The organism is Candidatus Schekmanbacteria bacterium (assembly GCA_016219965.1).
Classification (GTDB): Bacteria; Schekmanbacteria; GWA2-38-11; order GWA2-38-11; family J061; genus JACRJM01.
In genome coordinates this window covers 53,888-74,358 of sequence record JACRJM010000004.1, presented here as the reverse complement: position 1 = coordinate 74,358, position 20,471 = coordinate 53,888, and the positions used below count along the sequence as shown (strand labels likewise).

Annotated in this window: 18 protein-coding genes; 7 read left to right on the top strand and 11 right to left on the bottom strand. The window is 42.3% G+C overall.

Annotation, left to right across the window (positions count from 1 at the left end; all coding sequences use genetic code 11):
* The first annotated feature begins 83 nt into the window (after window positions 1-83).
* On the top strand, window positions 84-755 hold the full coding sequence (locus HZA77_05585; GenBank protein ID MBI5374884.1) for a DedA family protein: 672 nt from the start codon (window positions 84-86) through the stop codon (window positions 753-755).
* A gap of 58 nt (window positions 756-813) precedes the next feature.
* On the opposite strand, the gene HZA77_05580 is transcribed toward HZA77_05585, so the two are convergent.
* The 4 genes from HZA77_05580 to HZA77_05565 all read right to left on the bottom strand — a co-directional run bounded on the left by HZA77_05580 (window position 814) and on the right by HZA77_05565 (window position 6,100).
* A complete protein-coding gene (locus HZA77_05580; protein ID MBI5374883.1) occupies window positions 814-1,215 on the bottom strand; it encodes a hypothetical protein in 402 nt (133 codons plus the stop codon).
* A gap of 106 nt (window positions 1,216-1,321) precedes the next feature.
* Window positions 1,322-2,422 carry a redox-regulated ATPase YchF gene (gene ychF / locus HZA77_05575; protein MBI5374882.1) on the bottom strand — a complete coding sequence of 367 codons (1,101 nt, stop codon included), beginning with the start codon at window positions 2,420-2,422 and terminating at the stop codon, window positions 1,322-1,324.
* Between the two features lie 64 nt (window positions 2,423-2,486).
* On the bottom strand, window positions 2,487-2,942 hold the full coding sequence (locus HZA77_05570) for a transcriptional regulator (protein ID MBI5374881.1): 456 nt from the start codon (window positions 2,940-2,942) through the stop codon (window positions 2,487-2,489).
* Window positions 2,943-3,001: 59 nt separating this feature from the next.
* On the bottom strand, window positions 3,002-6,100 hold the full coding sequence (locus tag HZA77_05565) for a diguanylate cyclase (GenBank protein ID MBI5374880.1): 3,099 nt from the start codon (window positions 6,098-6,100) through the stop codon (window positions 3,002-3,004).
* A 146-nt stretch (window positions 6,101-6,246) separates the two neighbouring features.
* Here HZA77_05565 and mnmA point away from each other — a divergent pair, with 146 nt between their 5' ends.
* Window positions 6,247-7,347, top strand: a complete 1,101-nt coding sequence (gene mnmA / locus HZA77_05560; protein MBI5374879.1) for a tRNA 2-thiouridine(34) synthase MnmA — start codon at window positions 6,247-6,249, stop codon at window positions 7,345-7,347.
* A gap of 110 nt (window positions 7,348-7,457) precedes the next feature.
* Entirely contained in the window at window positions 7,458-8,789 is a 1,332-nt protein-coding gene (rimO, locus tag HZA77_05555; protein ID MBI5374878.1) for a 30S ribosomal protein S12 methylthiotransferase RimO, read from the top strand.
* Window positions 8,790-8,877: 88 nt separating this feature from the next.
* On the opposite strand, the gene HZA77_05550 is transcribed toward rimO, so the two are convergent.
* The 3 genes from HZA77_05550 to HZA77_05540 form a co-directional block, all read right to left on the bottom strand.
* Window positions 8,878-10,590 (bottom strand): right-handed parallel beta-helix repeat-containing protein, encoded by a 1,713-nt coding sequence (locus HZA77_05550; GenBank protein ID MBI5374877.1) that lies wholly within the window; start codon window positions 10,588-10,590, stop codon window positions 8,878-8,880.
* A gap of 141 nt (window positions 10,591-10,731) precedes the next feature.
* Complete coding sequence (locus tag HZA77_05545) at window positions 10,732-11,118, bottom strand: prepilin-type N-terminal cleavage/methylation domain-containing protein (GenBank protein MBI5374876.1); 387 nt, start codon at window positions 11,116-11,118, stop codon at window positions 10,732-10,734.
* Window positions 11,119-11,124: 6 nt separating this feature from the next.
* Window positions 11,125-11,727 (bottom strand): methyl-accepting chemotaxis protein, encoded by a 603-nt coding sequence (locus HZA77_05540; protein ID MBI5374875.1) that lies wholly within the window; start codon window positions 11,725-11,727, stop codon window positions 11,125-11,127.
* Window positions 11,728-11,928: 201 nt separating this feature from the next.
* On the opposite strand from HZA77_05540, the gene ald reads away from it, so the two are divergent.
* From ald to dusB, 4 genes are all read left to right on the top strand, one after another.
* Window positions 11,929-13,041: an alanine dehydrogenase gene (ald, locus tag HZA77_05535; protein MBI5374874.1), complete on the top strand. Its 1,113-nt coding sequence runs from the start codon at window positions 11,929-11,931 to the stop codon at window positions 13,039-13,041.
* Window positions 13,042-13,182: 141 nt separating this feature from the next.
* Complete coding sequence (locus HZA77_05530) at window positions 13,183-13,713, top strand: HNH endonuclease (GenBank protein MBI5374873.1); 531 nt, start codon at window positions 13,183-13,185, stop codon at window positions 13,711-13,713.
* A complete protein-coding gene (bioF, locus tag HZA77_05525) occupies window positions 13,714-14,877 on the top strand; it encodes an 8-amino-7-oxononanoate synthase (GenBank protein ID MBI5374872.1) in 1,164 nt (387 codons plus the stop codon).
* A complete protein-coding gene (gene dusB / locus HZA77_05520; protein MBI5374871.1) occupies window positions 14,874-15,857 on the top strand; it encodes a tRNA dihydrouridine synthase DusB in 984 nt (327 codons plus the stop codon). Before bioF ends, dusB begins: the two co-directional genes overlap by 4 nt.
* A gap of 77 nt (window positions 15,858-15,934) precedes the next feature.
* Here dusB and HZA77_05515 read toward each other — a convergent pair whose 3' ends face one another.
* The 4 genes from HZA77_05515 to era form a co-directional block, all read right to left on the bottom strand.
* Window positions 15,935-16,609, bottom strand: a complete 675-nt coding sequence (locus HZA77_05515) for a hypothetical protein (protein MBI5374870.1) — start codon at window positions 16,607-16,609, stop codon at window positions 15,935-15,937.
* Window positions 16,610-16,915: 306 nt separating this feature from the next.
* The gene (locus tag HZA77_05510) at window positions 16,916-18,202 is read right to left on the bottom strand and encodes an Nramp family divalent metal transporter (GenBank protein ID MBI5374869.1); all 1,287 of its coding nucleotides are present in this window, start codon (window positions 18,200-18,202) and stop codon (window positions 16,916-16,918) included.
* Window positions 18,203-18,209: 7 nt separating this feature from the next.
* The gene (locus tag HZA77_05505; protein ID MBI5374868.1) at window positions 18,210-19,475 is read right to left on the bottom strand and encodes a CBS domain-containing protein; all 1,266 of its coding nucleotides are present in this window, start codon (window positions 19,473-19,475) and stop codon (window positions 18,210-18,212) included.
* A gap of 39 nt (window positions 19,476-19,514) precedes the next feature.
* Window positions 19,515-20,447, bottom strand: a complete 933-nt coding sequence (era, locus tag HZA77_05500) for a GTPase Era (protein MBI5374867.1) — start codon at window positions 20,445-20,447, stop codon at window positions 19,515-19,517.
* Between the last annotated feature and the right edge of the window lie 24 nt (window positions 20,448-20,471).

The window sequence follows — 20,471 nt, the reverse complement described above, 5'->3', positions numbered from 1 at the left end:
GTTTGACCAATTCTTTTGACCTTGTGAGGTTTCGAATATTCTGTTAATAGTGTAACCATCACTTGCTGGGAGTAATATAAAATATGGAAATAATCACTTTTTTTTATGATTTCATAATGCATCTTGACAAGCATCTTGCAGTTATTGTCAGCGATTACGGCACATGGACTTACGTCATTCTTTTTACAATCATATTCTGTGAGACAGGACTTGTAGTGGCACCAATCCTTCCCGGTGACTCGCTTTTATTCGCAGCAGGCGCTATAGCTTCACTTGGGACTCTCGATAGCAAAATGCTTTTCATCCTGCTTGTCATTGCCGCCATAGCAGGTGATACCGTCAACTACTGGGTCGGAAAAATAATGGGGCCAAGTGTTTTCAAGAGGGAAAACTCGCGGATCTTTAAAAAAGAATACCTTGATAAAACCCACAACTTCTATGAGAAATACGGAGCCAAGACAATTATCCTTGCGCGCTTTGTTCCAATCGTCCGCACTTTTGCGCCATTTGTAGCAGGCATAGGATCCATGACATACAGCCGCTTTATTACCTATAATGTGGTGGGCGGGATTGCGTGGATAACCTTATTTTTCTGGGGCGGTTTTTATTTCGGGAACATCCCGGTCATTAAAAACAATTTCACAATAGTCATCATAGCTATAATCATACTTTCCATTATGCCCGGAGTGATCGAATACTTGCGGCATAAGTACAATAATAAAAGTGCTGAGCCGGAAGCGGAAATTACTGATTAAACGGAAAACTAATAAACCACAAAGGACACGGAGATAACTACTCTGTGTCCTCTGTGGTTCATTTTATCTTTGAACCCTGCGGCAAATATATTTTCAACGATTCATCAAGAAACATTTCAGCGATAGGTGCATCTGCTGCAATCCATATTACTTTGTCAGCTATCCTGAAAAAGAAATGCCTCTGCCCCATACCGGTCACTGAATAGAAGATGAAAGAACCTCTTCTCTCCTCTTTCAAACCCTGAAAATATTTATTTCCTTCGCCTATTCTTTTAACCATGAACTCTATGAGCCTTGCAGAGATATCTTCGTTCTTTGCCACTGAATAATACACTGTCGCACTCCCCATATCCCCTCTGTATTCTCCGACATATCCATTAGCAAGCCCCATTCTTTTGCCATGAAGTCTGAAGAGTTCTTTTAAAGCTTCACTCCCAGTCTTGCTTTCTTTGAGTTTCATGGGTCCTATTGAGCTAGGTGGATATATGATTTGCGAAGGCTCTTCAGCATACCAGCAGGATGTGAGAGAAAGTAAAACAATAGTGACTAATGAATATTTTATTAATTTATACATTGAATTTGAAATTGATTATATCCCCGTCCTTTACAATATATTCCTTGCCTTCCAGACGGAATGTCCCTTTGCCTCTGGCATTGGCTATTGAGCCTGCCTCAATAAAATCATTGTAGGATACCACCTCAGCTTTTATAAAACCTCTTTCAATATCTGAATGGATTGCACCTGCGGCACGGACTGCCGTGTTTCCTCTTTTGATAGTCCACGCGCGCACCTCATCTTCACCGACAGTAAGAAATGATATAAGCCCTAGAAGATCGTAGCAGGTGTGAATAAGCCTGTCCATGGCAGATTCCTTTAGCCCAAGGTCATCCATGAAAATCTGCGCTTCTTCAGGAGGAAGTTCTCCTATCTCCATTTCAATCTTTGAGCACATTATCTCAACACGTGCTTTCTCTCCGGGAAACTTTGAGCTTATTTTTGATGCGAGTTCTGCGGAATCATCGGCGCCTATCTTACTCTCACCGATATTCAACATTATTATAAGGGGCTGCAAAGTGAGAAACCTGTAACCGCGGACAATCCTTTCCTCATCAGGCGTGACTGAAAGATCCCGGAGCGGTTTCTCGGATTCGAGAGCTTCGCGAAATTTTACAAGTATAGCTTTTTCAATCTCATTCTTCTCGCGCGAAAGACCTTTCTTCAACTCCGCCTCAATCCTCTCAAGCCTTTTTTCTATGATCCCGAGATCGCTCAGCATGATTTCAAGCTCAAGGTCCTGAACATCGCGCAAAGGATCCACTGAGCCGGCCGGATGCGGTACTGATGAATCTTCGAAGGCTCTGACAACATGGACAAGGGCGTCAACTTCGCGGGCACGCTTTAAAAAGTCAGTTACTTTTCCCCCTTCTGCAACGCTCCCGCGGGGAAGCCCGGGAAGGTCAACATACTCGACAACGGCATAGGTTATTTTCTTGGGCTTGAATATGGCGCTAAGACTGTCAATCCGCGCATCAGGAACCTTTGCGATTCCGACATTCGGTTCGACGCCGGTCTGTGCGTAAGGTGTGACTTCAGCCTTCCCATGTGTAATAGCATTAAAAAGCGTTGTTTTCCCGCAATTGGGAAGACCGACAATACCAATGATCATAAAGGTAACCCTCTAAGAAGAATTTAGATAATCTTAAGTAAACTTAAAAATGGCTTGGCAGATTCTACTTCGCCTTCCTCTCATACTTGAATATGCAGACAGCAGAGCCTTCGGCCTTTGCGCTGAGTCTAGCGCCATGCATTCCCGGGAAGGCTGCCTTTGTCGCTTCAATATCCATATCGCAGATTATATGACATGGTTTCTCAAACCCGTATTCTTTTGACATCCCAAGAACAGGACATACTTTTTGGATCTCAAGCACCGCATCCATTCCTGCATTTGAAATGTCTATGACTTCCATCTCCATCCCTATCTGCTTGTATTTTTCAATGCCTGTTGAAAATCCCTTTGCAAGAGATACTCCTTCAATCATAGGCCCCATGTTCTTTTTTTGTCTCTCAGGGTAACCGGCAAAAAGAGTATCCCATGCCTTCTGTTCCCCTTCTGCATCCATTACCTTCCTGTAAGTGTCAAACTTCTTCCTGAACATCTCAAGCGCAGGATTTTTGTTATCTGCCATTTTCTTCTCCTTTAAATATCAGTCTTAATAAACTTCCTTATCTTTTTAAAATAGCTTTTTCAACTTATTTCCGCCAGACAAACCCGGTCGCGGCCTTCAGTCTTTGCCTTATACAGGGCTTTATCAGCAGACTGCAAAACTATTTCTGAGGTTGATCCATGCACAGGATATATGGCAACCCCTAAGGAAAGCGTAATAAATGCTGTAATATTTTCGCTGCACTGTATCTGAAGTTCTTTTACAGCAATGCGCAGGAATTCTGCTCTCTCCCGTGTAATCTCAAGTGATGCCTCGGGGAGAATAATCAGAAATTCCTCTCCGCCGTACCTGCAGGCAATGTCGCTCCCCCTTATATTCTTCTTAAGGAATTCTCCCATCTTGCGTAGCATCATGTCACCCGCATCATGTCCGTATGTGTCATTAAAAAATTTAAAATTATCTATATCCAGCATTATAATCCCCAGCATTGAGCCTTTTCTTTCTGTCCGGAATATTTCCCTTGAGAATGATTCTTCCATATAGCGCCTGTTAAATAAGCCGGTCAGAGGATCACGAATGGCAAGGTTCCTTAAAGTTTCCCGAAGCTTAAGATTTGCCAATGCCATGCTGATGCGTTCCGATCCATTAAGAAGAAGCTGATCTTTCTCTTCTATGTAAGCTTCATTCGCATATTCACTGTCTTTCCCTTCACCTTTTCCATCGTCTTTTCCATTAATGATAAGTTGTAAAATCCCAAGTGTCTCTCCATGTGCGATGAGAGGGATACAGATGTAGCTTCTCTCTTTATTCCCCATATGTTTGCATCTTAAAGAGAGAGCGCCGCCTCCAATACATTTGTGAGTCCTGCCGCGTCTTAGCGCCCAGCAATCATCGGGCACTACAAACAAGTCGTCAGGCATCTCTTCTCCCCATGTAGCCTCTGCTTTTAAAATGTTCCGGGAAGCATTAAATATATAGAGGGCACCGCTATTCTCTGTAAACAATTCATCGAGTGACTGGGAGATTATGACAAATGCTTCTTCAAGCGTGCTGGCTGACTGGAGCAGGTCCGTCATTTGGCTTAATATGCCTATCTCCCGATTTTGTTCTGCAAGCCTGTCAGTTGAGTCCTTGAGCTTTACATAAGCGTTATTAAGAGCAGCGGTGCGCTCCATGACCTTTTTCTCAAGTTCTGTCGTTGCCTGCTTAAGAGCTTCTTCATTTTTTTTACGCTCGGTAATGTCAATCCCTACTCCAAGAATATATGGCTCTGAGCCATCTTCAGGATTTATCAAACGTAAAGAATCCAAAAACCACCTATATTTTCCATTATATATACGCATCCTGTATTCAAGATCCTCATAACCTTTCTCCATCAAATCAGTAAAACCTCTAATCGTGCGGTTAACATCGTCAGGATGCACGCATTGAACCCAGAATTCAGGGTCAGCCATGAACTGTTCGGGACGGTATCCGGTAATGGATATTACGTTGCTGCTCATATATGTAATGCCGAAATCCTCCTTCGCTTTAAGAGCATACACAACCACAGGCATTGATTCGAATATGAGAGCCATCTGCTTATTGCTTCTTCCAAGCAGTTTCTCGGCTTCAATGCGTTTAGTCATATCCACCGCCATACCGCCCACATATATCTCTCCTGATGCATCTTTAAGCGGAAACTTTAAAACCTGCCACTGGCAAACCATCCCCTCAGGAGTTGATACTTCTTCTATCGCATCAATAGCCTCCCATTTTTCCAAAACCTCGGCATCATTATCGCGAAGTTCTTTAGCTTGTTCTTCAGGCCAGAAATCGAAATCAGTTTTCCCTATCCAATCCGCAAGACTTCTGTTGAAGGCCTTCTCCATAGGCGCATTTACATAGAGATAGGAAAACTCCTTGCTTTTTATCCATGCCAAAGCAGGGCTGTTGTTCATAAAAGTCTTGAAGCGATCTTCGCTTTCCCGCAATGTTTTTTCCACAATCTCCCTGCTTGAAAGCTCTTCATTCATTTTGGTATTGATATTTTCAAGCTCTGCAGTCCTAGCAGCGATTTTATCTTCAAGCTCTTTATTCTGCCTTAAGTCCCAATCCTGTGATTCCTTAAGCTTCTCTACCATTCTGCTAAAAGAAACTGCCAGTGTTCCTATTTCATCCCTTGACCTGATATCAAGAGCTATATCGAGGTTCCCGCCGGCAACAGTTTGTGCAGCAGTATTAAGTTTTTCCAATGGGCTTGTAATGGTGCGGGAAAAGAAGATTATTACCATTATTGAAATAAAAATAACCCCCGCAAGAGCAAAAAGCATTTTGTTTCTTAATTCTATAGAAGAGTTGAAAGCTAGTTTAGCAGGTATTTCTATTACCAGTGTATAGTCAGAAACCAGAGGATTAATAGCGTTATGCTTATGAGTAAAGGCATAAATCTCATCTTCTTCATCTTTTTCTGTATGATGCTGGCCGCTGTATATTAACTTCCCATCATCTATTTCTTTTTTTATAAAATCCCAATCTTCAAATTTTTCTTTTAGAATAGATTTGGGGTCGAAGTTGGAATAAACAACAACCCCATCCTTATTAACCAGTGTTATTTTATAATCCTCTTTTATTACATGCGATGAGACCTCTTTCGTGATTTCACCTATCTTTTCAGACGGCATTCTTGAAACAACAACACCTAACGGGACTCCATTTTTATCTTTTACAACAGCCGCAAAATGAAATGTCGGCTTTTTAAGGCTTTCAGCCACATGAAGGGAAAAGGCTACATCCTCCTTCTTCTCGATATCTTTCCAGTAACCTATCAGAGCATGTTTTTCCCCTATATTCTGCCCGTCAGAGTCAGCAATCCTCACCCTGTCCATACCAAAAAAAGAAAGAGATGAATAAAAAGTATAATCATTCTTGTATTGGATAAGCCTTTCCGTGATCTGCTCAGGTGTTGCCTTGCCTGATACCAGCAATGGTTCAGATGCGAGAATTTTTATATCTGCGAAACATTCACTGAAGTTATTGTCAATCTTGCCCATAGAGTTGGAAGCAAGGTTTTCAAGCTGGTTTTTTATCCGCAGTTCCAGAATCTCAATACTTTTGTTGTAAAAAAAATACCCGGTAACTGTAATAATGGAAAACAATATTGCAGAGAAAAAGAGCGCCAGCTTCGTTGATAATTTCATTAGGAACTTTTCTTTAAATTGTCTATAGGTCCAACAAGCTGTTATAAGTATAATTTCCTTTACCATTCAGTGTAAACAGTTTTATTGCCATTCTTGCTTTTATTTCAAAATAATATATTAGAGTAGCTTTCAAACGGAGCTTATTAATGTGTGCATCAAACCATAAAACAGTTATTGTAGCAATGAGCGGAGGGGTTGACAGCTCGGTCGCCGCCTTTCTTCTTAAAGAGCAGGGATATAATGTGATAGGCATTTCTCTTCAGCTCTATGATCAGAGTTCTTACAGCGAGACACTTTTCGGCTCCTGCTGTTCGCTCAAGGATATCCATGACGCAAGGCGTGTGGCGGAAAAACTCGCTATTCCTTTCTATGTCATAAATCTTGAGAAGGAATTCAGGGAAGAGGTAATAGACAACTTTCTTTCCAGGTACTCGAATGGGAAAACCCCGAACCCCTGTATCCTTTGCAATCAGAAGATAAAGTTCAGACACCTTCTTAACAGGGCATTCGGAATCGGGGCGGACTTTCTCGCTACGGGACATTATGCAAGTATAGAAAAGGACAGTGCAAGTGGCGAATTTATCCTTAAAAAAGGGATTGATGCAAACAAGGACCAGTCCTACTTTCTTGCAGGGATGACGCAGGCGCAGATGCAAAATATACTTTTCCCGGTGGGCAGCTTAAAGAAAATAGAGGTAAGGGAAATAGCCCGCGAGAACGGGCTTCCGGTCTGGGAGAAGAAAGAAAGCCAGGAGATATGTTTTGTCCCTTCAAATAACTACCGTGATTTTTTGAAGAGAGAAATCCCATCATTTAGAGAGACACCCGGAGAAATCATGACCTCCGATGGAACAGTGGTTGGCAAACACAATGGAATTGAGAATTTCACAATCGGACAGAGAAAAGGAATCGGTCTGGCGTTCGGAAAGCCTTTCTATGTCACAGCCCTGATTCCGGAGAAAAAACAGGTTGTAATAGGCGACGAAAATGAATTGTTTAAAACAGGGATGAAAGTGACAGGAATTATCTGGCATTCGGAAAGAGCTGTTCCTGCAAGCGGCATGCGGTTGGAAGTAAAATACAGGTATCGCAGCAAATACGCCGCAGCAGAGATTATTGCAATAGATGGAGAGAATGCGACTGTAAAGTTTCTTGAACCTCAAAAAGCAATAACACCGGGACAGGCTGCAGTTTTTTACAATGATGATTCTGTTTTGGGCGGTGGCTGGATTGAAGAGAGCCAATAATTATATTATGCTACGGCTTGTCGGTCCCACTCTGGCACTAAACCGCAGGTGCCTGCCGTGGAACCTGCCAAGCCGATTAACAATACAAAGTAATATTGAATGGCTTACAAATGAGCAAAACTGAAAAAATAAAAATCGTCTGCCTCGGGTGCGCAAAGAACAACGTAGATGCCGAAGTCATGGCCGGGATACTTGAGGAAAACGGAATCGAGATTGTGGATGGTGATGCACCGGCAGACACTGTCCTCATAAACACATGCTCTTTTATAGATAAAGCCAAGCAGGAGTCCATTGAAACCATACTCAATGCTTCACGCTTAAAAGAAAAAGGTGAGATAAAGAAAATAATAGTCACAGGTTGTCTTCCGCAGAGATATGGCGGTGAACTTCAAAAAGAGATGCCTGAAATAGACTCCATCGCCGGCATAAATGACATACCGAGAATAATGGATTATGTTTCTTCCGGAAGAGAATCTTCCGCACGGAAAAAAGATTCGCCGACTTTCATTTATGACCATAAACTCCCTCGGAAGAGATTTACGCCGCATGGAGTGTCTTATATAAAAATTGCCGATGGCTGCTCCAACAGATGCTCATACTGTTCCATTCCTGCAATCAGAGGAGACTTAAGGTGCAGAGAAATAAAATCAATAGTAAATGAAGCGAAAAAGCTGGCTCGCGATGGAACGGTCGAAATAAATCTCATAGCGCAGGATCTTACAGCATTCGGAAACAGTGATAATAACGGGAATGACCTTAAAACCCTACTTGTTGAACTTGAAAAAATCAAAGGGATTAAATGGATAAGACCTCTCTACCTTTATCCTTCAAAAATAGACAATGAGCTTATAGACATAATTTCCTCGTCAGAAAAAATCTGCAAATATTTTGACATTCCCATACAGCACTCTGAGGACAGGATATTGAAAAAGATGGGGAGGAAATACAGAAGACAGGATATTGAAGAGCTTATGACACGCATAAGAGAAAGAGCGCCTGATGCAGTATTGCGCACATCCCTGATAACAGGTTTCCCGGGAGAAAGCAAAGAAGATTTCAACTCACTCCTTGAGTTTATAAAAAAAGTAAGATTCGATACTCTTGGAACATTCACCTATTCAAGGGAAATAGGAACACCGGCTTATAGCTTTAAAGGACATGTCAGTAAAAAAGAAGCAATGCAGAGGGCGCTGGAAATAGAAAACGCACAGAGAGAAATATCAGCCGCAAGAAATAAGAATCTCATAGGCACTCTTAATGAGGCAATAGTAGAACGCAAGTCTGAAGAGACCGGGTTTTATGAAGGAAGAATAAAGTCGCAGGCTCCTGATGTTGACGGCATCACATTCATACAGGGGAAAAAACTTGTGCCCGGGAAAATTTATAAAGTCGAGATTGTTAGCTCAGTTGATTTTGACCTCACCGCAGAAGTAGTGAAATAACAAAAACCTTACATCATTTATTGTAGGGCACGTTCCCCGAACGTGCCGTCGTCTCTGTCATTGCGAACAAAGTGAAGCAATCTCATCATCACTTCTTCTTAAATGTTGCGCTTATGGAATGGTTTTTTGTTATGTTCGTAAAAGTATAAGTCTTCACTGCGCCAACGGAAACCCCATCTACTTTTACTTTTGCGATTTTGTAGCCCTTTTTTGGTGTGATGGTAAATGTCCTGTCTGTACCGTAAGTAACTTTCATATTACCTTTGGGAGTGATGCTTCCTCCCACGCCTGCTGATGCTGTGATTGTAAAAGCCAAGTATTCATAGGCTCCCAGGTCAATTGCTTTACCCCTGATACGCTTGTTTCCGTCCTTATCTGTTTTCAATGCTTTTAAAATTGATTTATCATTTATTAACTTCTTAAATAATTTTGAGCTAGGATTTAATCCCTTATTAATAGCAATCGAACCCGCGCCTAACCTGAAATCAGAGTCAGCAAAGTTAAGACTCTCCGAATCATAACTCGTTTTATATACATGGGCACCTAACCTGAGATCAGAATCTGGAAAGTAGTTACGTTTTACTTCCTCTGGCTCAACGTTGTTCTCCTTTGTAATGACAAAAGACAACTCATTTTCCAGTTTTGTATTGTCAATAAAGTTATTGTAAAGATTACTGTCCCCGCTAAAATAAATGTCAGACGAATTGTTTGTGAAAATATTGTTTATAAAATTCCCTTTGCCACAGATGCCTCCTCCTGCGGTAGATGAATTATCAGAAATGGTAGAGTTTATTGCAGTTACAGAATCCCCTGCATAAATTCCACCGCCCCGCTCACATGTTGAGTAGCAAAAACCGCTTATATTTTCCGAGATTGTAGAGTTAGTTACGTTTACAGTATTGGCATAGATACCTCCACCATCATTCCCGGATATAGTTGAATTTCTTATGGTTACAGCATTGGCATAGATACCACCACCAACTATCAGAGCTCTATTATTGGATATAGTTGAATTTGTTACGGTTACAGCACTGGCATAGATACCAGCACCATAGCCAGTACCGGAAAAGAGTAATGGATCTATATTATCTATTATGACTACTTTTTTTATTGTTTCATTACCATTAGTATTAAATTTCTTATTGTAGTCACTACAAACAAAATTATAAGGAATAATATTTGTAACTGAATTATTAGAAATAATGGAATTTGTAATAGTTATAGTTGCACCACTTTCGCCATAGATACCGCCACCATATTTGTTAGCACTATTATTTGAAATAGTTGAATTTATCACGGTCGCCTCTTTACCCGCATGTATTCCACCACCGTTATAAGCTACATTATTCGAGATGGTTGTGTTTGTAATTATTATGTCACTTGAGCTACTAATCCCGCCACCTGTGTTGCCGCTGCCGTGAGTGTAACAGTTTTGAACAGTGATAGTATCAACTGTCAAAACTGAATCTGTTTCAGTGTTTTCATAGTCGAGAACCTGATCAGTATTATCACCGTCCAGAATAACGTCATTCCTTGTCAATCCATCCTTAGCTTTTATTGTGAGATTGTGAGCTTCACTGTCGGAAAACGTAAAAGTTCCCAGCCCGTCATCTGTGGTCTTATAAGTCCCGGCATTTAAAATAATTGTATCATCTTCCCCGTTTCCAGCGGCATCTAAAAGTGCCTGACGGAACTCGCTCGTTGTGCTTACCTTGAATGTTGCGGCTGAAATACTATTGGAAAGAAAAAGAAAACTTAGAACTAAAAAGAATAAAGCAGTGATTTGAAGTTTTGATTTCATTAAATCCACTTTTATCCGCATTAGTTGAGCAATTAGATTTTAAATTAACAGAGATATACTAAACATAATACATGCTTAATCATATGTCAAAAAATTAGAATGGAGTATGGAAAGCGATTGCCTGATCAGGTTGCTGCCACTTTAATCTATCGATGTATGGACGATCGCCTGGCTGTCATTAACAGTCCAGACATCTTCGTCAGGATCATTGTCAATATTACCGCGAGCCTCGGCAGTAAATGAAAGCTGAGTCGCAACTATGGAATAAGTATAATAGGGATTCGATTTTGCTTCAAAGGAGAGAAGGTTCATGCTGTCCGTAAAGGTATTCTTTTCTGCAAAATATTGCATTTCAAATTTATAGATATTTATCAGGTTTGTTGTCGCCTCTACGCTTATGGCTTTTTTCCTGTAATTCAAATATGTCGGTATTGCAATAGCTGCAACTACACCGATGATAAGAATGACTACGACGAGTTCAATGATGCTGAATCCACCCTGCTTTGATTTGGGTTTTTTCATAGTCATAACTTATTATTCTTTTTTATTATTTACACTGCTTCCCGTAAGCCGCTCAACTATCTCAAGCTGCTCCTTGATATTCTGCAGTTTTTCGTTCATCTGCTCTTTTGAGATCGTTCCTTTATCAGCACCCTGCATGATTTCAGCAATTATGAGACGGCATTTAAGGTTAGATGTAAAGACATCTCTGAACCTGGCAGAAAGCGTATCAAGCATTCCGTTAAAAACAGATTCCACATCTTTCAGATAGTCATTTTTCCTGAGTCTGACCCTGATGTCCAGATTTCCCCCTGCTATTTCTTTTATTGTTTCCTTGAATCTGTAAATTGGGCCAAAAAACCTGTGCGTTATCCTGAAGCTGTGCAGAGACATCACCACCATTACAAGCACGGCAATAGGCAGATACCTGCTTTCAAGGAAAAAAAATTCCTTGGATGCGGCAATCCTGCTTTCTAATGGCAGGTTCTCATTCTCGAGGACAGAAACTGTAGGCAGGTAAACAAGGACATTTACTATCAGTGAATAAATCATCAGGTAGGCAAACACCATTATCGCATATTTCGACTGGGAGCTCATATCTACTATTATCTTTTTTCGCTTATCTTTATGTTTCATCTCGCCTCCTTATCTGTTAATCTTCTTTGATAGAAAATTAAGATAGATTACACTACATATTGGAATAGATAGGGCATGGTGAAGTCAACAGATTTTTGCTTAACAGCAATTTTAGTTATTGCCCGCATTAGATTGTTAAAGTAATATTTTTTCATACTTGTTGCTAGATATTGTTGATAGATAAACGAGGAGGGCATTGCGATGATCATTGGAATCCCTAAGGAAATAAAGAACCACGAATACAGGGTAGGCGTTGTCCCGTCCGGAGTACGCGCCCTTGTTGAGGCAGGCGCAAAGGTAGTAGTCGAAAAATCAGCAGGGATTGGAAGCAATATAGCTGACAGGGAATATGAAGAAGCAGGCGCAAAGATCCTCCAATCAGCAAAAGAGGTTTACAATAGTTCAGAAATGGTAATCAAGGTAAAGGAACCTCTTCCTGCAGAATATCCTTTTTTAAGGAAAGATCTTATCCTCTATACTTTTCTCCATCTTGCATCAAACAGAGAACTTACGGAAGAATTGATTAAACGCAAAGTCTCCGCCATAGGCTATGAGACAATACAGCTTGAAAACGGAAGTCTTCCTCTTCTTGTCCCTATGAGTGAAATAGCGGGAAAACTTTCGATACAGGTTGGCGCTTCATTCCTTGAGAAGGAACATGGCGGCAGAGGGATTCTTCTCGGAGGTGTCCCGGGGGTCCTGCCCGGCAAAGTCACCATTATAGGAGGCGGGACTGCGGGGATAAATGCTGCGAAGGTAGCCTGCGGCATGGGAGCTGACGTTACAATCCTTGATATCAGGCAGGAAAAAATGGCTTATATAGATGACATATTCGGAGCAAGGATAAAAACCCTCATGTCGAACTCCCACAACATAGAGATATCGCTTTCTGAAGCCGATCTCGTCATAGGTGCAATCCTCATCCCGGGAAAGAAAGCACCGGTCGTGATACCAAAAAAGCTAATAAGTTCCATGAAGAAAGGCTCCGTCTTTGTAGATATTGCCGTTGACCAGGGAGGCTGTGCTGAAACTACAAGACCTACAACCCACTCAAATCCGGTATTTGTAGAAGAAGGTGTCATACATTATTGCGTGACAAACATGCCTGCCGCAGTTGCATGCACGTCAACCTATGCACTTACAAATGTGACCATCCCCTATGCAGTAAAGATAGCAGTGATGGGATTCAAAGAGGCTGTAAAGAGTGATTCTGCATTGGGTCTTGGAGTCAACACCTTCGCAGGGAATATTACATGCAGAGGAGTTGCCGAGTCATTTTCAATGAATTATACAGCGGTTGAAAATATCTTGTAATATTCTTTTCCAATTTTTCTGTTTCGTAAATTGTAGGGACAGGTTTTAAACCTCCCCCCTACAATGCAAGGTCTTCGTTTAGAAAAATTCTTGTCAACCTGATGATTTTTTGCTATTTCAATCAGCAATGCAGGAGGTTATATGCACAGGTATTTAACTAAAACATCGGTTCTTGTCTTAAGCTCGACCTATGAGGTAATAAATATTTGTGATACAAAAAGGGCTATAATCCTGGTCCTAAAAGGTGTGGCTGTAGCTGAGGAACTGTCAGACCGCTACTATCGCTCTCCTACATTCAGCATGCCTGTACCGTCAGTAATAAGGCTGCACCGTTATGTTAAGATAACATATAAACTGGTATCATTTACGAGGAAGAACATATTCTTGCGCGACAACTTCACATGCTACTATTGCAACGACCAGTTAAGACCCAAGGAACTCACCCTTGACCATGTGCTTCCAAAATCCAAGGGTGGATGGAATAACTGGGACAACATCGTTACCGCCTGCATCCCCTGCAACAAGAAAAAGGGGAACCGTACACCCGAAGAGGCTAATATGAAACTCAGACGTCCTCCAAAGTCGCCATCTGTGCCGATTTATCTTCAGATAATCCGCAACATCGGAAACACGAAAAAACAATGGCACAAATATCTTTTCATGGACGCATGAATGGATTTTATTGATGAGGAGCTTAAGAGGCTTAAAGATAAAAATCTTTACAGAGTCCTAAGACCAGTTTCAACCCCGCAGGATCACCGCATTAAAATCGCCGGGAAATCATTCATACTCCTTTCTTCAAATAATTATCTTGGTCTTGCCAACCACAAGCTTATAAAAAAGAAATCAGCAGAGGCTCTCATTAAATATGGCACAGGAGCAGGAGCATCGAGGTTGATATCAGGGAACATTGAGCTATATGATGAACTTGAAAAGACCATTTCACGTTTCAAACGAACGGAAAGCGCTCTTGTTTTCTCATCAGGATATGCCGCAAATGTCGGGACAATATCTGCACTGGCATCAGAAAAGGACACCATTTTTTCAGATGAGCTAAACCATGCAAGCATAATAGACGGATGCAGGCTGAGCGGAGCGGACATAAAAGTCTATCCCCATAGCAACGCAGACAAGCTGGAATGGATGGTTAAAAAATACAGAGGCAGGGGAAAGAAATTTATAATCACAGACTCCATATTCAGCATGGACGGCGACATCGCGCCGCTTGGAGAAATAAAGAATATAGCATCAAAGCACGGCTGCATATTGTTTGTCGATGATGCCCATGCCACAGGTGTGCTTGGAAAAACCGGACGCGGTTCTTCGGAACTCTTCAGGATTGACGGCAGGATAGACATTTACATGGGAACCCTCAGCAAGGCGCTTGGAAGCGCCGGAGGTTTTATCTGCGGAAAAAAAGAATTAATAGATTTTCTTATAAACAAAAGCAGGAGCTTTATCTATTCAACCGGACTTCCTCCTTCAGCGCTTGCCGCGGGAACGGCAGCAATAGAACTAATCGAAAAAGATAGAAGCTTGAGGGATAAGCTTTTAAAGAACGTAGAAATACTGAAAGCCGGGCTCGACAGCCTCGGCTATGATACGATGAAAAGCGAGACGCAGATAATCCCGGTATTAATGAAAAGCGAAGAGCTTGCAATCAGGGCATTTAACTTTCTTTACGAAAACGGCATATTCGTTCCAGCCATCAGACCGCCTACAGTTCCGCCAAATATGTCAAGGTTGAGGATTACCGTAATGGCAACCCATACAATGAAAGAGATGGAGTTTGTGCTTGATGTCTTTTCAAAGATGAGACGGGCAATCAGAATTTGAAGCTTTCTCCACTTATCATAGGCAATATCGAGATTTCTCCTCCTCTGCTTTTAGCTCCAATGGCAGGGGTTGCGAACCTTCCATTCCGGATAATCGCTTCTGAATATGGGGCAGGGTTTGTTTACACTGAGTTGATAAGCGCAGAAGCGCTTTCAAGAAGGAACGAAAAAACTGAGGTTTTACTTAAAACCGACAGCCGGGAAAAACCTGTAGGTGTTCAGCTCTTTGGCGCAAATACGGAAACAATGGTAATGGCTGCGGAAAAAGTTGCCAAAACCGGGGCAAGGCTCATAGACATCAATATGGGGTGTCCGGTAAAGAAGGTTGTAAAATCGCGCTCCGGTGCAGCACTTTTGAAAGATCCGGGCAAAATCAAAGAAATGCTTAAAGCAGTTGTTAACTGCGTAGATATTCCTGTCACCGTTAAGATCCGCATTGGCTGGGACAATAAAAACATAAATGCAGTTGAGATTGCAAAGATTGCTGAGGAATGCGGAGTAAAGGCAATTACCGTGCATGGGAGGACTGCCCTGCAAGGATTTACCGGAAAGGCAGACTGGAACATAATCGCAAATGTAAAAAGCAATGTTTCAATCCCTGTAATTGGAAACGGAGATGTAACTACCGTTCAATCCGCTAAAGAGATGTTTGAAGTGACCCGCTGCGACGCCATAATGTTAGGCAGAGGTACTCTTGGCAGGCCATGGCTTTTCAGGGAAACCATTGCATTTATTGAAACTGGAGAAATCATTCCCCATCCTTCGCAGACTGAGATAAAATCTGTCATGCTCGAACATCTAAACCTCAACATCTGTTATTTTGGAGAAAGACGCGGTATAAATCTTTTCAAGAATCACGCTGCCTGGTATGCAAAAGGGATACGGGGCGCCATCGGCTTCAGACAAAAGGTAAACAAGATATCTTCCTGCGCAGATATGAGAAAGGCGATTGAAGAACTGTTTGATGCGCCTAAACAGTAATCATCGCCCTTCCCTTTTAAGCATTGTTAATGTAACTATGTTCATCCTCCTTTCTATTGGTTATAGGAAACCAACTCTTACCTTCTGCCGCGAAACCCTCCCATAAAACCTCTGCCTTCAAAGGAATGGGAACCTGAATATCCTCTCTCAGACCTTGCATTGCTTTCAAAGTTATGCATCTGGTGACTGACACCACTCTCTGCATGACTAACAATTCTCGCGCTTCTATGCTCCGTATTAAACTCGCTATGTGTTCGTTCGGAAGAGTTATTGTTTCTTTCAACCATAGGCTTTGACCATATTTCCCTTGCCCGGTCATTGTCATGGCGTGAATCTACCTTTCTCCCATGTTCTTCAAATTCTCTAAACCTTCTTCCGCTGTCTCTATCTCTGTCCATGTCTCTGTCTCTATCTCGGTCTCTATGTCTGTCTAAATCGCCTACCACAAAGCCAGGAAACCAGAAGTCATCCCACCAGAATGGATAAGGGCTCCACGAATACATGCCGTAGCCATAGTCCCATCCAGATCGATAATAACCATAATCCGGCATCCAGTGACCGTAGTAATAGTCATACGTCCCTCCCGGAGTACTTTGGCTGCTGCTGTAATCTGAAGTTGAATTATTTCCTTCATTTACCAGAGGCTGTCCAGTGGAAGAAGTATTTACTGAACCTTGATTTTCCTGCGCATTAACAAGCGAAATAAGCAGGAAAAAAAGGAGAGTGAATAATGTCGTTGTTATCTTTTTCATTGTAAACCACCTTCCTTTTCCCCACCTTAAAACCACTATCTTGCTTCTTAATCTACACTTCAATATCTAGTCTTTTTACATAAAAAAACAACCCTGAGGACCTATAAAATAATGCAATTGACCTACCGGTTCATGCCGCTAATTTTTGCAAAATTTGAGAAAAACAGAGCAGTAGAAAACTATAATAATGGGGAAGCTTGAACATCAAACTTATATTTATTGCCTTGGCAGTTCCCGCGGCAGGCGCCTGAAGTTTGAAGCCTAAGCGGGGCTGCCAAGGCAATCGAACGCAATGAACAACAAAAATTAAATCCTTTTCACCATCTCCGTAATGTAATCAAGCGACCTCGGATATATCATTCCGGCAAGGAGCAGTGCCGTAAGAATGATGAGCATCACGGACGTTCCCCAGGCAAGAACATTCTGGTATAAAGTGTTGACCTTGTCCCCCATTATCCGTTTGTTGTTTATAAGCTTCAGCATGAGGATAAGGATGATAGGCAGGAGTATCCCGTTTATTGTCTGCGAAAAAATCATCACGAATATGAGGTGAATCCCTGGTATCAGGACAAACGCAGCGCCAGCTAAAAGCACTATGGTATAAAACCAGAAGAAACGGGGTGCATCGCCGAATTTTTTCCCGAGCCCCGATTCCCATCCGAAGGCTTCGCTCACTGCATAGGCAGTTGAAAGAGGAAGTATGATTGCGCCAAGCACGGATGCATTGAGAAGACCGATGGCAAAGAGTATGAAAGCATAATTTCCAGCAAGAGGTTTTAAAGCAATGGCAGCTTCCTCGGCAGAATCAACATTGATGCCGTTCACATAGAGAGTAGCTGCCGCCGCTATTATGATGAACATGGCGACAAAATCTGTGACGAATGTGCCCAGATAAATATCCCATTTCAGATAATTGTATTTTTCGCGCTTTACCCCCTTGTCAACTACGGAAGCCTGAAGATAAAACTGCATCCACGGGGTTATCGTTGTTCCTACGAGGGCTATAAAGATGTTGATGTAATCTGTCTCGAACTTGAAAGTAGGGACCATAAAGCCCTTAAGGACATGGTCCCATTTGGGCCCGGCCATGAACCCTGAGATAACATAAGTAAAATAAATTACGCAGAAGAAAAGCATGACGCGCTCCACTGCCCTGTAACTGCCCTTTATGACTATGATCCAGATAAGGAATGCCGCAATCGGAACGGAAACATACTTGCTTACGCCAAAAAGCTCGAAGCCTGCTGCGATACCTGCAAACTCTGCAATAGTCACAGTAAGATTTCCGATTATGAGGAGAATCATTGTTATAAAGGTTGTCTTTATGCTGAAGTTTTCCCTTACAAGATCTGCAAGCCCCTTGCCGGTATAAACCCCCATGCGGCCCGCCATCTCCTGGATAACTATGAGGGCAATAGTTATAAGGAAAAGGGCCCACAGCATGCTGTACCCTTCCCTTGCGCCGGCAATCGTATAGGTGGCGATGCCGCCGGCGTCATTGTCGGCGTTTGCGGTAATTATTCCCGGCCCTATCATGGCAAGGAATATCCAGAGCCTGTTGGAAGGCTTTTTTTCATTTTTTCTGAAAATCATGGGAAACTCAGATCCTCTGCGTTTTCCTTCTTGATGCCGGAGGGATTAAAAGGTCAACTATATCATCAACTGTTATAATACCCATTATTATACCATCATCATTCACAACAGGGATGGCATAAAAATTATATTTCGATATCATATCTGCCACATCCTCAGGGTCTGCGTCAGGAGAGACAGACTTTACCTGATCCTGCATTATTTCTGAAAGCATACTGTTGTCGTGCGACACAAGAAGGTCTTTTATTGATAATACTCCGAGGAGTTTGTCGTTATCATCAACTACATAGACGTAATAAATCATCTCAACATCCGGAGCCACAAGTCTCAGGTTCTTGAAAGTCTCTGCCACAGTGACATTTGGAGGAAAAGAGAGAAAGTCAGTAGTCATAAGACCACCGGCCGTATCGTCTTCATGCTCAAGGAGTTCCTGCACATCCTCTGCCTCGTCGGCCTCCATGAGATTTAAGAGCTCCTGCGCTTTATCCTCAGGCAGGTCGCCGAGCAGATCCGCCGCTTCATCAGGAGGCATTAATTCTAGAAGCTCAGAAGCCTGTTCCTTGTCCATGTTGTGGATAATCGAAACCTGCGCATCAGGCTCAAGTTCATGCAAAGCCTCTGCGGCAGTTTCAAGGTCAAGGGTATCGAAAAGGGCTGCCCTTTCACGATGAGGTATCTGGCTCATGATAGATGCGATATCTGAAGGATGAAGCTCTGACAGCTTCGAGCGCTGGACATTAAGAGTAAGGCTGCTCTCGGTAGTCTGGAGAGGTTGAAGGTAATTCCAGCCGATCAGGTCCGGGGCTTTTTTGTAGCCGAACAGCTTCATTATGTCCTGCGATACATTTTCCATCCCAAGCCTTCTCATTATTCCGCTGAAACTGACATCGGCTGCGATGAGACAGAGGTTGCCTTTCACATCGCCAAGCTTTACATCATTTACCCGCACAACCTTTGCGCCCGTAATATCGACAATCTGCTTATCAAGAAGGTCCCTGCAGATTAGCATCTCGTTTTCAAGTATCTGTCTGCCGTTGACCTCTCCCTTAAGGATGACGGTTGTTATGGTACTGCGGTTGAAAAGTTCAAGGTTCTCAAAGGGAATCACAGTGGTCTCATTTTTTGCTGTCTCGGCTGCAAGCGCCACAACGCGCGGGAACACGTCTCCAAGTCTTATCACGAGGTCGGTAAGTTTTCCTATAGACTCACCTTCCCTGTCATAAATCTTCTTCCCTATTACCTCGCTTAAAAATATCTCTCCTACAAGGTACATAATCTCTGTCCTAATGTCCTTAATGAGGATTTACTTTTATCAGTTTTCTTCAGTTGTGTAGCCGTGCTTATGCAGGGTATCTATATCTTCTGTCCAGCGCGGTTTCACGCGCACGTGCAAATCAAGGAAGACCTTACAGCCCGTGAATTCTTCAATATCTTCCCTTGCCGAAGTTCCTATTTTCTTTATCATCTCTCCATTTTTGCCAACAATAATACCCTTCTGCGATTCTTTTTCAACAAATATATTGGCTGATACAACAAGAACTTCATTCTTGCCTTCTTTTATCTCATTTACTTCAACAAGCGCTGAATAAGGGACCTCCTGCTTTAGCAACCTGTATATCTTTTCTCTTATGAATTCGGAAAAAACAAACTCCTCAGGACGGTCTGTTATCAGATCATCTTCAAAGTACCGGTGAGCAACAGGAAGATCATTGCTGACACATGCTATAAGCCTTTCCAGATTCGTACCTTTCTTGGCTGAGACAGGAATAAATTCTTTTATATGCTTATACTTCTTCATGCTTTCGATCATGAGAAGGATGTTCTGTTTTCCAATAAGGTCGATTTTATTTATCACGAGATACACTATGGCGCCTGTGTCAGTGGTGCGGCTAAGAATCTTTTCATCTTCACGGGTAATACCGGCCAAGGCATCTATGATTACGAGGATTATATCTGCACTGTTCAGCGAGCCGTACGCAATACGGACAAGATTGCTTCCCATTACCCCCTTCGCCGCGCCTATCCCGGGAGTATCGATGAATACTATCTGGTAACCGTCTCCGTTCAATATACCCGTGATCTTGTTCCTGGTTGTCTGAGGCTTGTTTGAAGTTATTGAAAGCTTGTTCCCCAGTATGCTGTTGAGCAGGGTTGATTTGCCTGTGTTTGCCCTTCCAAATATCGTCACGAAACCGCAGCGGAAATTATCATTCTCATTAGCCGCCTTATTGTTTTTTTTATTCATCGCAATGTCCGTTCTTTGATTGTT